The following is a 13532-nucleotide window of genomic DNA, read 5'->3' as shown; positions in this document are numbered from 1 at the left end:
TCATGCGTCTTTCAGCCAGCATTTGATGCTGGCCTTGTTGTCCATCATCTCGCCGTTCGGATCGGCTATCCAGCCGCCGATATTGTTGGACACGCCATGCACGAAATCGTTGAACATCGGCAGGATCAGGCCACCTTCGTCGCGCAGCATCTGCCCCATCTTGGAATAGATGTCCTTGCGCTTCGCCTCGTCGAGCTCGGCACGCGCCGCCAGCAGCATCTCATCGAATTCCGGCCGTTTCCAACGCGTGTCGTTCCAGTCCGCAGTCGAGAGATAGGCGGTCGTGTACATCTGGTCCTGCACCGGACGCCCGCCCCAATAGGAGGCGCAGAAGGGCTGCTTGTTCCAGACTTCCGACCAGTAACCATCGTTGGGCTCGCGCTTGATCTCGAGCGGAATGCCCGCCGCCTTGGCGGATTCTAGGAAAAGGGCCGCGGCATCCACGGCACCGGAGAAGGCCCCGTCGGAAACCCGCAGGATGATCGGGCTGCCGTCATGACCGGATTTCTCGTAATGCTCACGGGCCTTCTCGAGCGAATGTTCGCGCTGCGGAATGGTTTCGTCAAACAGCGGATAGGCCGCGTTGATCGGGAAATCGTTGCCGACCGAGCCATAGCCGCGCAGAATCTTGTCGACCATCTCTTCGCGGTTGATCGCGTATTTCAGCGCCAGACGCAGGTCGTTGTTGTCAAAGGGCGCCGTGTCGATATGCGCGATAAAGACGTAGTGGCCGCGCCCGGAGACCGACTCGACGCTGAGATTGGGCGCGCGGCCGAGCAGGCTGGCGACCTTGGGATCGACGCGGTTGATCAGATGCACCTGGCCCGATTGCAGCGCCGCGGTCCGCGCGGTGGCATCATTCAGCACCAGCACTTCGGAGAATTCGGCGAAACCGCGGTTCTCGGCATCCCAGTAATCCTCGCGGCGCTTGTAGCCGTGACGCACGCCGGGCTCGTCGAACTCGATCGTGTAGGGGCCGGTGCCGATTGCGGCGGTCGGGTCTTCCATGCCGCCGTCGGGCTGGATCATCAGGTGATAATCGGCCAGCAGATAGGGCAGGTCGGCATTGCCGGTCTCGAGCTCGATGACGACGTTGTCACCATCGACCTTCATGCCGGAAATGCCCTTCATGATCCCCAGCGCGCCGGATTGGCTCTCCTCGTTGGAGTGCCGCTGGTAGGTCTTCAGCACGTCTTCGGCCTTGAGCTCGCGGCCATTGGAGAAGGGAATGCCCTTCTTGATCTTGAACACCCAGGTCTTGGCGTCCGAGGAGGCTTCGCCGCTTTCGGCAAGCCGGTAATCGAGATGACCTTCCTCGTTGACCTCGACAATGGTCTCGCCCCAGTGGCGGATGTTGTTGAGCGGCACTTCGGAGGCGGTCAGGGCGGGGTCGTGGCTGTTGGTGGATTCACCGCCCGAGGAGCCGACCTTGATGGTGCCGCCGCGCTTGGGGGTTTCGTGGGCATCGGCACGCGCCGATTGCGCCAGCATGGTCTGGGCCGCGGCCGCGGTGACGCCGAGCGCGGCGGCACGGCTGACGAATTCGCGGCGCGTCATCAGCCCTTCGGCGACCTTGCCGGTCAGGTTTTTCAGCTGTTGGTTCATAAGGTTCTCTCCCGTTTATAAAGCAGCGCCTTGGGGCGCGTTATTGTTGATTGATGGATCAAGTTTGCCGATTTACGCCATCGTCGCAAGCATTATCAGACCCCAAGTGTCGGGTGGCTTTTGTCACGATGACGCCGGGTTTGCAAACCGATGGGTCGCTTGCGGAAGGTCGTTTGTCGCATTTGTTGCATTGCGGTCCGTTCATTTGCTTTCCGCTATCCGATATTGCTCTGCCGTCGCCGACAGGCGCGCGCAAAACGTCATGGGTTTTCGGTATCGAGCCAGAGGGTCACCGGCCCGTCATTGGTCAGCTCGATCGCCATATCGGCGGCGAAACGTCCGGTCTGGGTAGGAATATCGAGCGCCGCGAGGCTTCGGGCGAAATGCTCGTAAAGCGCACGGGCCTGATCGGGCTTCGCCGCATAGGAAAAGCCCGGCCGGGTGCCGCGTGACGTATCGGCGGCCAGGGTGAACTGGCTGACCACCAGAGCCGCGCCGCCGATCTGTGCCAGGTTCAGGTTCATCTTGCCCGCGTCGTCCTTGAAAAGCCGCAACCTGGCGATCTTCGCCGCGAGCGCTTCGGCGGTGGCTTCGTCATCCCGGGGCATGGCGCAAAGCAGGACCAGCAGACCGGGACCGATCCGTGCGATCTCCTCTTCCCCGACCGTGACCGAAGCGGTGGTAACCCGTTGAAGCAAGGCGCGCATGGTGAGGGATCCTGTGATCTGCTCCGCACGGAAGGCGAAGGAGTTTTGCGAAACAGCGACGCTATTGGTTGATCGCCGCGAAATAACCGACGACGGCAGCGACGATCAGGCCGAGGATCACCGCAAAGGCGATCTTGATCTTGGAATAGGGCCGTTCGCCCTGCACGCTGCCGGTGCGGCCGTTGACCACGAAACGATAGGTCTTGCCGCGGTACTTGTAGGCGGCCAGCCAGACCGGCAGCAGGATATGCTTGAAAGTGACGTCATTGATCTGCGTCTGCACGTCATGGATGCGCTGTCGATCGCCGCCGATGTCGAATTTCACGTCGCGGGCGATCACCCGGTCCATATGGGCGCGAGCCTCTGCAAAGCCTTCCTCGAGGGTGACCGCATAGGCTTCGGCGCGAAACCCGGCGAGATATTCCGGCGTATAGGGTTCGAGCGCCGCCAGATCCCAGGGCGCCAGCCCGTCGGTGAACCGTTTGGGCAGCGAGCGCGAGGCCAGCACCAGCACATCGTCAAAGAACCGAGATACGTGGCCCGACGCGGCATGCCAGCGGATCTTCGGCACCTGCTGGCGGACCCGCTTGCCGTTGCGTATGACCGTCTGCGTCACGTAATAGACCGTGCCCCGCTCGCCGCTGTAGCGCGAGTTGGTGTCGGCATCATAAGTCCAGTAGGGCACGTAAATGCCCTGCATCCGCCGACCCTTCCGGGCATATCTCTGCAACCCGTTCGGCGCGAACCAGAGCTGGCCGAGCCAGCTTTTCATCGCTTCGCGGGCGCTGTCCTCGGAGAGCGCGAAGGGCAGCACGCCGCGCGGCTTGATATGCCGGTTGGTGCCGGTATCGATCACGACCGGGGTGGCGCAGAACGGACATTCGGTCGCGTGTTTGCCGGGGTCAAAAGCCACCTGTGCCGCGCAATTGGGGCAGGTGGTAACGCGGGTCTCCTCCATCTCCGCCTCCGGCAGCCGGGCGGCCAGCGCGGTGCGAAAATCGAGCTCGGTGATCGCCGCGCCGCCAAAGCCCGCGCCGATCATCTCGGTATTGCCGCAGTGATCGCAGACCAGCAGCGCGGCCCGGGGATCATACCGCATGTCCGACCCGCAGCTGTCGCAGGGAAACCGGTGTTCATCCAGCGGCGCCGGGGGGGCGGGGGGCTGCTCGGCCATAAGTGCTCCGTTTCGGGATCTTGCGATCAGACATAGCGCGGCAATACCGGCTCGGCCAGTAGGCCCGCCCCGCCACCGCCACCCCGGCTAGCGCCGGTTCAGCTTCCCGGCGGGGGCGGCGGCAGGACGGTGAAAAGCTGCGCCAGTTCGGCCACGTCCTCGGCCCGCTGCCAGCCATCCTGTCCCGGCGTCCAGACATAGCTTTGCCGGGTCAGGCTGCCGTCGCTGGCCTGCCGCCCGAGAGCCGCCTTGGAGAAGGGGCCGCTGGTCTTGCCGTCCACCGCGACATGCCAGACCTTTTCGACCGGCGGCGGGGGCGGCGGCACATGGGCGGCGACGGGGGCGTCGGAGCGCGCGCCCCAGGGTCCGGCCTGGCTCGCCGCCTGGTGGCCGATCTGCATGCCGAGCCCGGCACCGAGCCCGGTCTGCATCGCCGCCCCGGCAGCGCCCTCGCGCCCCAGAGCCTCGGCGGCCTGATATTGCATGTACTCGTTGAGATTGCCGATCACCCCCATGGAGGAGCGCTTGTCGAGCACCTGCTCGACCGCCGGGGGCAGGGAGACATTCTCGATATAGAGCTCGGGCATCGCCAGCCCGTATTCGGCGATCTGCGCGGCGATCTCCTTGCCGACCAATGCGCTGAGCTCGCGGGTGTTGGCGGCCATGTCGAGCACCGGGATCTGGCTTCGCGCGATGGTGCGGGAAAACTCCTGCACGATCACGTTGCGGATCTGGTAGCTGATCTCGTCCATGGTGAATTCGCCGTCGGTGCCGACGATCTCGGAGAGGAACCGGGCCGGTTCGCTGACCCGGACGCTGTAGGTGCCGAAGGCGCGCAGCCGCACCGGGCCGAACTCCGGATCGCGCACGATGATCGGGTTCTTGGTGCCCCACTTGAGATCGTTGAACCGCGTCGTGTTGACGAAATAGATCTCGGATTTGAACGGGCTGCGGAAGCCGTGATCCCAATGCTGCAGCGTCGTCATGATCGGCATGTTGTTGGTCTCCAGCATGTAGAGACCCGGCGTGAAGACATCGGCGATCTGTCCCTCGTGAACAAACACCGCAGCCTGTCCCTCGCGCACGGTCAGCTTGGCACCGTATTTGATCGCATGGCCCTCGCGTTCGAACCGCCAGACCATCGTGTCGCGGCTGTCGTCGGTCCAGTGGATCACGTCGATGAATTCACCGGAGAGGAAATCGAAAATGCCCATGTTCTGTCCTTTCAGGTCAAGCTCTGCTGCTCATACCGGTCCGCCAAGCAGCTCGTTCGCGATAGTGCGGGAGATCGGGGCGGCTTCGGCGGCACCCATCCCGGGACGCAGGCGCGGATCATACAGCATTTTCAGCAGCAATTCGTCATGCCGGGTGAGCAGCGCGAATTCGTCGTCGTCATTGAAGATCGACGGCCGTGCCGCAGGGCTGTCATTGGCGAGCCCCAAACCCTGTGCCAGTTCCTCGTGGATGCAGGACAGGCGCAGCAGATCCGGGTTCTCCGCACGGATCACCGCGACGGCGGCGGTATAGGTATTCGGGTTCGGCCCGGTCGCGAATGCGGCGACGGCACAATAGGTATCGCGGCGCATGTTCTCGAAGGCCTGCAGGCTGGCCGCGCTGATGCCGCGCATCCGGGCCGCCGCCTCTTGCAACGCCTCGCCGCGGTCATCTTCGCTGGCGATGATCACGGTGAAATTCGGCGCGCCGCCGATCCCGATCGGATGGCCGGTGATCCTGGCGAGCCGCGCGGCATAGGCCTGCACATGCGCGGAATCGTCGCGGCGCTGCGAGGGCGGTACCGCGGCGCCGAAAACCAGATCCATGCGGATCGGTTCGGCCCAGCGGCGCAGCGGGCTCTGGCCCCCGCGCCCGCGGAAGGCCCCGTCATATTCATTGTAAAAGGCGATCTGCTCGAAATTGCGTACCAGCATGTCGACGGTGAACGGCGTATCGGGCCCGCCCCCGTCGCGGCGCAGCAACCCCTGCGTGGCCTGCGCCTGCTGGACCTGATGCAGATAGGAGCGCAGCATGGCGCTTTTCTGCGAGGTCGGTCGGGCCACCTGCGGCGCGGGCAGGCTCACCACCGCGGGCCTTGCCTGCGGTTTCAGCACCGGGTCGGGCGGCGGCGTCACCTCGCAGCCCGTCAGCACGGCCAGAAGGATCAGGGCACCGCCGAAGCCGCACCATCCGCGCGATATGTTCCCGCCCGCCACCTTCGTATCAGCCCGGCACCGCGCCCGAGGCCGTGTCGCCCAGCCCGGTCTTCTTGGCCCTGGCCGCCGCCAGCGTATCACGCAGCCGCGCTTCCATCTGCTGCAATTCCTGCTCGGCCGCCGCGCGCCGGGCCTTGCCCTCATCGGCGATCTGCAGGCTTTCCTCGATGGTACCAATCAGATCCTCGTTGGCCTGTTTCACGGCCTCGATGTCGAACACCCCGCGTTCCATCTCCTGACGGATCACCCTGTTGCTGTCACGCAGGTTGCGGGCATTGGACTTGAGCAGGTCATTGGTCAGATCATTGGCCTCGCGCACTGCGCCCGCCGCCTCGCCGCTACGCTGGATCGTTACCGCCTGCGCCAGCTGCGTTTCCCAGAGCGGCACGGTATTGACCAGGGTCGAGTTGATCTTGGTCACCAGGCTCTTGTCATTCTCCTGCACCAGCCGGATCGAGGGCAGCGATTGCATCGTGACCTGCCGCGTCAGCTTGAGATCATGCACCCGGCGTTCGAGATCGTCGCGCGCGGCGCGCAGATCGCGCAGCTCCTGCGCCTCCATCACCTGATCGTCCGGCGCTGCGGCGTCAACCAATGCCTCCTTGGCCGGGATCGCCTCGCCGTCAAGCTCCGCCAGCTTCGCCTCGCCGGCGGCGATGTAGAGCGCCAGCTCGTCATAGAACTGCAGTGTCTTTTCATAGAGCATGTCGAGCGACTTGATGTCTTTCAGCAGCGCATGCTCGTGATGCAGCAGATTGTCGGTGATCCGGTCGATCTGACCCTGTACCTCTTCATAGCGCGCGGTGAACTTGGCAATCGGCGCGGCCCGGCCGAGCAGTTTCTCCCAGAAACTACGCTGGCGGCGCATGTCGAGTTCGGAGACCGAAAACCCCCGGATCGCGCTGACCATGCTGCGCAGAGAATCCCCCGCCGGGCCGACGTCCTTGTTGCGCACGCCCTGCAGCATGGATTGCGAGATCTCCTGCAATTCCGACTGCGCTGCCGAACCGAAGGAAACGATCGACTGGCTGTCCTCGATGTCGATCTCCGCCATGCGGCGGCGGATCTCGGCGCTTTGCGGCGCATCAGCCTGTTCCAGGGTGAGCACCGCATCGGCGGCCTTGGGTTCGGTCAGGACCACGGCATTCACCTCATCGACCATCGCGACGGATTGCGCGGCTTTCTCACGAATGGACTCGGACATTGCTTCTGCTTCCTTGCACTTGAATGGGGGAGGGCGCGCCGATCAGTCAAAGCGCACCCCTTCGCGGGACAGCCGTTCGCGCAGCACCTCGATCTCGACATTGAGGTCACCACGATCCTCGAGCAGCGACTTGCGGGTACGAGCAGCGAAATTCTGGTCGAGATCATCGAGCAGGGCAAGGTAATCCTGCCGCGCCCGGGCATCCCGGCTGCGCTGGTGGATATCGGCAAATTTCACCGTCGCATCGCGGGCGCCGCGCAGGTAGACCGACAGATATTTGCGCGCGGCGGTAAGATCGCGCGGGTCTTCCTCGACGGTGCGGATCAATTCCCGCGCCGTCATCTGGAAGTCATCGAGCCGCGCCTGCGCCTGCCGGTCCCCGGCACGTTTCACCTCGGACTGCATCTCTGCGAGCAATTTCTCAGCCTCGTCGACCACCCGGGCCACCCGGTCGCGCTGGAACGTATCGACCCCGGCCAGACCCTTGTCCTTCACGGGATCGACACCGAAGGCGGCCAGGTGCAGCCCGGTTGCCGCAATGCCGTAGAGCAGCGGCGCCAGCGGATTGGCGGCCGGGACATAGGTCGCGAGCGCTGCACCGAGCCCGGTAAGCGTCGCGGCGAGGATCTTGCGCGGCAGGGCAGGGCGGCGCGCCACCTTGCGCGCGCGATAGGCCGCCTCGGCCAGCAGCCCTGCCCGCAGCAGCCAGACCGCCCCTCCAAGCATCCCGGCGGCAATGAGACCGCGCACCAGCCCCCCGGCCCCGGCGCCGAGCGACATGAAGACGAGGATGACCGGCGGCAGGAACAGCAGGTTGACCCGGCCACCGACCGGATCGACCTCGATCCGGCTGCCGCGCCCCGTGCCCTCGGCAGATCCCTCGCCCTCGGGGCTGTATTTCCCGCCATAACGTCTGGCCATGGATCACATGCCTCCGATCCAGCCGGTGCTGATGCCCAGCAAAAGCAGGATCAGGGCCAGATAGGCGACTTTCTGTAATGCGGTTGGTGCCATCAGGCTTGCCTCGCTGGTTCCCGTGAAGGAGCGCATGGCGGCGGGCCCATGCCGATATGCCGCCTTCCAGAATGATACCAGAATAGCGGCGAAGACAACGATCACCATCAGAAACAACAGAATGAGCAATACGCGCGCCATGGGTTCTCCGTTGTTCCCAACATAGGGGCTCGCAGCGCCGCCCGCTAGGGATGCCATAAGTCTCTTGCAGGATTGGCAATAGCTACAACCCCGGGTCCAACGCCCGAAAGGCCAACAGGTTCAAAAGCAACTGATATGGCGGGAAAATGTCCCGTAAGGCGGGTGACAACCCACCGCATTCTCACCGCGTGCGCCGTGGCCCCTTGGGAGCAGGCCGCGCACCGCCCGGTTTGCGCGAATTGGGCCGATCCTTGGCGGGCCGATCCTTAGCAGGCCGTTCCCGGCCGGGACCCTCCTTGCCCGCGCGGCCCTTGTCGGAAGGCTCTGCCGCGGCAGGATCCGTAGGTTTCGGCGCGCCGGGGCGTCCCGGTCCGGGTTTGCCGGAGGGACGGCGCGACGAGCTGCGCTGCACCGCCTTGGGCTTTTTCACAGCGGTGCCGCTGGCATCTTCGAGTTCCAGCCCGAGCTGGTCGCGCACCACCTTGCGGCGCAATTCCTCGACCTCGCCCGCCTTCAGCTCGCCAAGCTGGAAGGGACCGTAGCTGACCCGGATCAGCCGGTTGACGACGAGCCCGACCGCTTCCATCGCCCGGCGGATCTCGCGGTTGCGGCCCTCGCGCAGCCCGATGGTCAGCCAGGCGTTGGCGCCCTGCTGTCGGTCGATCGCCACGTCCATCGGCTGAAACTTCTCGTCCCCGATGGTGATGCCGCGGCGCAGGGGCTCCAGCGATTCCTCCGACGGTCGGCCGTTGACCCGGGCACGGTAGCGGCGCAGCCAGCCGGTAGCGGGCAATTCCAGCTTGCGCTTGATCGCCCCGTCATTGGTCAGCAGCAGCAGCCCTTCGGAATTGAGATCGAGCCGCCCGACGCTCATCACCCGCGGCATGTCGGCGGGCAGCTTGTCATAGATCGTGGCGCGGCCCTTCTCGTCGCGGTCCGTGGTCACCAGCCCGGCGGGCTTGTGATAGAGCCACATCCGCGGCGGTTCCGGCTCGGCCACCGGATTGCCGTCGACGGTGATCACATCCGCCTCGGTGACGTTGAGGGCGGGCGAGGTGATCTGCGCCCCGTTGACGCGCACCCGCCCGGCCTCGATCATCCGCTCGGCGTCACGGCGGCTGGCGATGCCCGCACGGGCGAGCACCTTGGCAATACGGTCGCCCTTGGGCGCCTCGGAGGGGGGCTTGTCTGTCATGGGCACGGCTTAGCCTGTTTCATGCCCTTGCGAAAGACCGGCATTTGCGGACATGTGACAGGATGATGTTTCGTTCCTACATGGATCTGGCTTTGCAAGAAGCTGTGGCTGCGGGCGCGCGCGGCGAAGTGCCGGTCGGCGCGGTCATCGTCGCGCCCGGTGGCGAGATCCGCGCAGCGGCGGGCAACCGCACCCGCGAGCTCAACGATCCTACCGCCCATGCCGAGCTGCTGGCGATCCGTGCCGCCTGCGCCGCAGTCGGCTCGGAACGGCTGCCGGGTCATGCGCTCTATGTCACACTGGAGCCCTGCGCCATGTGCGCCGCCGCCATCGCCGCGAGCCGCATCGCCCGGCTCTATTACGGCGCGTCGGATCCGAAATCCGGCGGCGTGGAACAGGGTGCGCGGGTTTTTTCGCATCCGCAATGCCACCATGTGCCGGAAGTCTATGACGGCATCGCCGCGGCCCCGGCCGAAGCATTGTTGAAGGATTTTTTCGCGGACAGGCGGAAGGTTGAGTGAAGGTAAAAGGGTCATGAGCAAGGCAAGTAACAGACAATTGTCGCGGTTCGTGCGCGACGCACTGGCGCATGGCAGGAGCCGGACCGAAATCGCGTCGATCCTCGCGCAGGCCGGATGGGCCGAGAGCGAGGTGACGCAGGCGCTGGAAGGCTGGGCGGAAACCGAGTTCGTGCCGCCCGTGCCGCGCCCTCAATCGATCGTCTCGGCGCGGGATTTCTTCGTCTATGCGCTGACCTTCGGGGCGCTGCTGTTCGCGGCAGGGCATCTCGTGGCGCTGCTCCACGCCCTGATCGACCATTTTTTCGCATCTCCCGGAGACTACCTGCCCGAAGGCGCGATCCGCTGGTCCATCGCGGTGCTGCTGGTAAGCGTGCCGCTTTACCTGTGGCTGACGCTGCGCGATCGCGCACAGCTGGCGCGGGATGCGGGCCTGTCGCGCTCGGTGATCCGGAAATGGCTGACCTATCTGACCTTGCTGATCGCAGCGGCGCTGCTGCTCGGCGATCTGGTGGCGGTGATCCATGCCCTGTTGAGCGGCGACCTGACCACCCAATTCCTCGCCAAGGCCGCGGTGGTGGCGCTGGTCACCGGCGGAATCTTCCTGTTCTACCGGGGCGATACCCGACAGGGGGAGCGCCGGTGAACCGGGCATTGCTGTTTGGCTTTGTCGCGCTGGTCGCCGCAGCACTGCTGGCGGGGCTGAGCCTGATCGGCGGGCCGACACAGGCCCGGCTTGAACGTCAGGACAGGCAGCGCGCCGCCGATCTGCGCGAGATAGGGCGCTATCACGCCTGCCTGCGCGAGACTGACGACCACGACGGCTACAGCGCCGAACGCTGCGGCCCGCCGGACCGGGTTTCCGGCTGGCGCGACCCGGTCAGCGCTGCGCCCTACGTGCTGCGCGAGATCGACGAGGGCGCATTCGCGGTCTGCGCAACCTTTGCCGGCGACAGGCTGAAGACGCGCCAGCCGCGCCCCCATGCGCTGCAGTTTGACAGGGCGGAGGGCTGCTACACCTTTCTGCGGTCAAGAGACGGCGAGATCTGGACGCAGCGCTAGCCGCCCGGGCCAGATAACGCCACGCCGCCTTTTTTCGCAATTGCCGACTCAGAGCTCGATCGGCTGCATCACCTGCGGTTCGATCACCTCGACATCCGGTAATCCGGCGATCAGATCGTCGGCATTCTGCGCGAGCGCGTCGAAGGTGCGGTAATGACAGGGAATCACCGTGGTGAAATCGAAATAGCGCTTCGCCGCATAGGCCGCCGCCTTCATGTCCATGGTGTAGAACCCGCCCGCCGACAGGATGCCGATGTCGGGCTTGTGATAATCGCCCATCCATTCCATGTCGGCCATGATCGTGGTGTCGCCGGAGAAATAGACCGTGCGGCCCTCCCCGCGGATCATGAAACCGGTCTCCGCCCCGGTATAGACCGGCACGGCATCGCCAGTGACCGAAGAGGAATGCGAGGCCGGCACCATGGTCACCGCGACCTTGCCGCAATGGATCGTGCCGCCCTTGTTGAAGCCGGTCGCGTTCTCCACGCCCTTGCCCTCGAGCCAGGCCATCAGCTCGAACATCCCCGCCACCGGCGCTCCGCAGCGCCGCGCGACCTCCGCGATGTCGTCGGTGTGATCGAAATGTCCATGGGTCACGAGAATCTGCGTCGCCCCGTCGATCGCAGTGCCGTGCTGGGCTTCCTCCAGCATCGGATTGCCGTGCAGCCAGGGGTCGATCAGCAGAACCTGATCCTCGATCTCGATGCGAAACGAGCCGTGGCCGAGCCAGATGATGTTCATGTCATGCCTCCATTGATGTCTGTCCCAGAGCATAGCGCGCCAATCCGGCTTCAACAGCCTTGCAGATGCGGATTGCTCGCCCGATTGGCCCGACAGCACCGCCTGCTCTTGCGAGGCCGGGCCGGGGGCGGTAAATGACGCGCAAAGCAATGAGGATAGCCCATGTCGATTGACGAAAGCACGGCTGCGCGGGTCGCGAAACTGGCGCGGATCAAGGTGGAACCCGAGGCGCTGCCTGCGCTGGCGCAGGAATTCAACACGATCCTGGGCTTCATCGAGCAGCTCAACGAGGTCGATATCGACGGTGTGGAGCCGATGACATCGGTCACCCCGCAGGTGCTCAAGCGGCGCGACGACGTGGTGCGCGACGGCGATCAGCAGGCGGCGGTTCTGGCCAATGCGCCGGATGCGCGCGAGGGATTCTTTGCAGTGCCGAAGGTGGTGGAATAATGGATGAACTGAACAAGCTCGGGCTCGCGGAAGCCCGCGATGCACTGCGCAAGGGCGAGGTGACCTCGGTCGAGCTGACCGAAGCCTGCCTGAGCGAAATCGAGGGCGCGGGCGCGCTCAACGCCTTCGTGCACAACACCCCGGACCTGGCGCGCGAGCAGGCGAAAGCCGCCGATGCACGGCTCAGGGATGGCGAGGCGCCCGCGATGTGCGGCCTGCCGATCGGCATCAAGGACCTGTTCTGCACCAAGGACGTCCCGTCGCAGGCCGGATCGCGGATACTTCAGGGATTCCTGCCGCAATATGAAAGCACGGTCAGCCAGAAGCTGCTCGACGCCGGTGCGGTGACCCTCGGCAAGCTCAACATGGACGAATTCGCTATGGGCTCGTCGAACGAAACCTCGGTCTATGGCAATGCGGTCAATCCCTGGCGGCGCGGAAATGACGACGCGGCGCTGACGCCGGGCGGCTCCTCGGGCGGGTCCGCCGCCGCCGTGGCCGCCGACCTCTGCCTTGCCGCCACGGGCACCGATACCGGCGGCTCGATCCGCCAGCCTGCCGCCTTCACCGGCACCGTCGGCATCAAGCCGACCTACGGGCGCTGCTCGCGCTGGGGCATCATCGCCTTCGCCTCCTCGCTCGATCAGGCCGGGCCGATGACCAAATCGGTACGCGACGCCGCCATCATGCTCGGTGCGATGGCCGGCCATGACCCCAGGGATTCAACCTCCGCCGACCTCGCCGTGCCGGATTTCGAAGCCGCCCTCACCGGTGACATCCGCGGCAAGAAGATCGGCATTCCGCGCGAATACCACATGGATGGCATGCCCGAAGAGATCGAGAAGCTCTGGTCCGAGGGCGCCGACATGCTGCGCGACGCAGGCGCCGAGATCGTCGACATCTCGCTGCCCCACACCAAATATGCATTGCCGACCTATTACGTGCTCGCCCCGGCCGAGGCCTCCTCGAACCTGGCGCGCTATGACGGGGTGCGCTACGGCCACCGCGCCAAGCTCGAACAGGGCGACGGCATCACCGAGATGTATGAAAAGACCCGCGCCGAAGGTTTCGGCCACGAGGTGCAGCGCCGGGTCATGGTCGGCACCTATGTGCTCTCGGCCGGTTTCTATGACGCCTATTACAACCGCGCCCGCCGGGTCCGCACGCTGATCAAGCAGGATTTCGAGAATGTCTTCGCCGAAGGCATCGATTCGATCCTGACCCCGGCGACGCCCTCGGCGGCCTTCGCGCTTGGCGAGATGAAGGACACCGACCCGGTGGCGATGTATCTCAACGACGTCTTCACCGTGACCGTCAACCTCGCGGGCCTGCCGGGCATCGCCCTGCCGACCGGGCAGAGCGCACAGGGCCTGCCGCTCGGGCTTCAGCTGATCGGGCGGCCCTGGGAAGAGGCGGCCTTGCTCTCCTCGGCCTATGCGCTGGAACAGGCGGCAGGCTTTGTGGCCAAGCCGCAGAAATGGTGGTAAGTCGAAACCGACCCTTAGCCGCAA

Annotated in this window: 15 protein-coding genes; 5 read left to right on the top strand and 10 right to left on the bottom strand. The window is 65.1% G+C overall.

Going from position 1 to position 13532, the window contains the following annotated elements; translation table 11 throughout:
- The 9 genes from ACFSUD_RS05915 to ACFSUD_RS05875 form a co-directional block, all read right to left on the bottom strand.
- Entirely contained in the window at positions 1 to 1605 is a 1605-nt protein-coding gene (locus ACFSUD_RS05915) for an ABC transporter substrate-binding protein (protein WP_386372378.1), read from the bottom strand.
- 260 nt (positions 1606 to 1865) lie between these two features.
- A complete protein-coding gene (gene dtd / locus ACFSUD_RS05910; RefSeq protein WP_386372377.1) occupies positions 1866 to 2312 on the bottom strand; it encodes a D-aminoacyl-tRNA deacylase in 447 nt (148 codons plus the stop codon).
- A gap of 61 nt (positions 2313 to 2373) precedes the next feature.
- Positions 2374 to 3486, bottom strand: coding sequence for a primosomal protein N' (replication factor Y) - superfamily II helicase (locus ACFSUD_RS05905; RefSeq protein WP_386372375.1), 1113 nt, complete (start codon positions 3484 to 3486; stop codon positions 2374 to 2376).
- 98 nt (positions 3487 to 3584) lie between these two features.
- Positions 3585 to 4700, bottom strand: a complete 1116-nt coding sequence (locus ACFSUD_RS05900; protein ID WP_386372373.1) for an SPFH domain-containing protein — start codon at positions 4698 to 4700, stop codon at positions 3585 to 3587.
- A gap of 30 nt (positions 4701 to 4730) precedes the next feature.
- Positions 4731 to 5696 carry a DUF2927 domain-containing protein gene (locus ACFSUD_RS05895; protein WP_386372371.1) on the bottom strand — a complete coding sequence of 322 codons (966 nt, stop codon included), beginning with the start codon at positions 5694 to 5696 and terminating at the stop codon, positions 4731 to 4733.
- A 7-nt stretch (positions 5697 to 5703) separates the two neighbouring features.
- On the bottom strand, positions 5704 to 6900 hold the full coding sequence (locus ACFSUD_RS05890) for a toxic anion resistance protein (RefSeq protein ID WP_386372369.1): 1197 nt from the start codon (positions 6898 to 6900) through the stop codon (positions 5704 to 5706).
- A 42-nt stretch (positions 6901 to 6942) separates the two neighbouring features.
- A complete protein-coding gene (locus ACFSUD_RS05885; protein ID WP_386372368.1) occupies positions 6943 to 7821 on the bottom strand; it encodes a 5-bromo-4-chloroindolyl phosphate hydrolysis family protein in 879 nt (292 codons plus the stop codon).
- Positions 7822 to 7824: 3 nt separating this feature from the next.
- On the bottom strand, positions 7825 to 8055 hold the full coding sequence (locus ACFSUD_RS05880) for a hypothetical protein (RefSeq protein ID WP_386372367.1): 231 nt from the start codon (positions 8053 to 8055) through the stop codon (positions 7825 to 7827).
- Positions 8056 to 8236: 181 nt separating this feature from the next.
- Positions 8237 to 9250, bottom strand: coding sequence for a pseudouridine synthase (locus ACFSUD_RS05875; RefSeq protein ID WP_386372365.1), 1014 nt, complete (start codon positions 9248 to 9250; stop codon positions 8237 to 8239).
- A 62-nt stretch (positions 9251 to 9312) separates the two neighbouring features.
- Between ACFSUD_RS05875 and ACFSUD_RS05870 the strand changes: the two genes are divergently transcribed.
- From ACFSUD_RS05870 to ACFSUD_RS05860, 3 genes are read left to right on the top strand one after another with little or no spacing between them, the layout of a single operon-like run.
- Entirely contained in the window at positions 9313 to 9771 is a 459-nt protein-coding gene (locus ACFSUD_RS05870) for a nucleoside deaminase (RefSeq protein WP_386372363.1), read from the top strand.
- A gap of 13 nt (positions 9772 to 9784) precedes the next feature.
- Positions 9785 to 10414 (top strand): DUF5671 domain-containing protein, encoded by a 630-nt coding sequence (locus ACFSUD_RS05865; protein WP_386372362.1) that lies wholly within the window; start codon positions 9785 to 9787, stop codon positions 10412 to 10414.
- On the top strand, positions 10411 to 10830 hold the full coding sequence (locus ACFSUD_RS05860; protein ID WP_386372360.1) for a hypothetical protein: 420 nt from the start codon (positions 10411 to 10413) through the stop codon (positions 10828 to 10830). Before ACFSUD_RS05865 ends, ACFSUD_RS05860 begins: the two co-directional genes overlap by 4 nt.
- Positions 10831 to 10878: 48 nt before the next feature.
- On the opposite strand, the gene ACFSUD_RS05855 is transcribed toward ACFSUD_RS05860, so the two are convergent.
- A complete protein-coding gene (locus tag ACFSUD_RS05855; RefSeq protein WP_386372358.1) occupies positions 10879 to 11571 on the bottom strand; it encodes a metal-dependent hydrolase in 693 nt (230 codons plus the stop codon).
- Between the two features lie 162 nt (positions 11572 to 11733).
- Between ACFSUD_RS05855 and gatC the strand changes: the two genes are divergently transcribed.
- Both gatC and gatA read left to right on the top strand, forming a co-directional pair.
- Complete coding sequence (gatC, locus tag ACFSUD_RS05850; RefSeq protein ID WP_386372356.1) at positions 11734 to 12021, top strand: Asp-tRNA(Asn)/Glu-tRNA(Gln) amidotransferase subunit GatC; 288 nt, start codon at positions 11734 to 11736, stop codon at positions 12019 to 12021.
- Positions 12021 to 13508: an Asp-tRNA(Asn)/Glu-tRNA(Gln) amidotransferase subunit GatA gene (gene gatA / locus ACFSUD_RS05845; RefSeq protein WP_386372355.1), complete on the top strand. Its 1488-nt coding sequence runs from the start codon at positions 12021 to 12023 to the stop codon at positions 13506 to 13508. Before gatC ends, gatA begins: the two co-directional genes overlap by 1 nt.
- The last annotated feature ends 24 nt before the right edge of the window (positions 13509 to 13532 follow it).

Origin of the sequence: Sulfitobacter aestuarii, from assembly GCF_042685005.1 — a bacterium.
GTDB lineage: Bacteria > Pseudomonadota > Alphaproteobacteria > Rhodobacterales > Rhodobacteraceae > Sulfitobacter > Sulfitobacter aestuarii.
This window is presented reverse-complemented; position numbering and strand designations above follow the sequence as displayed.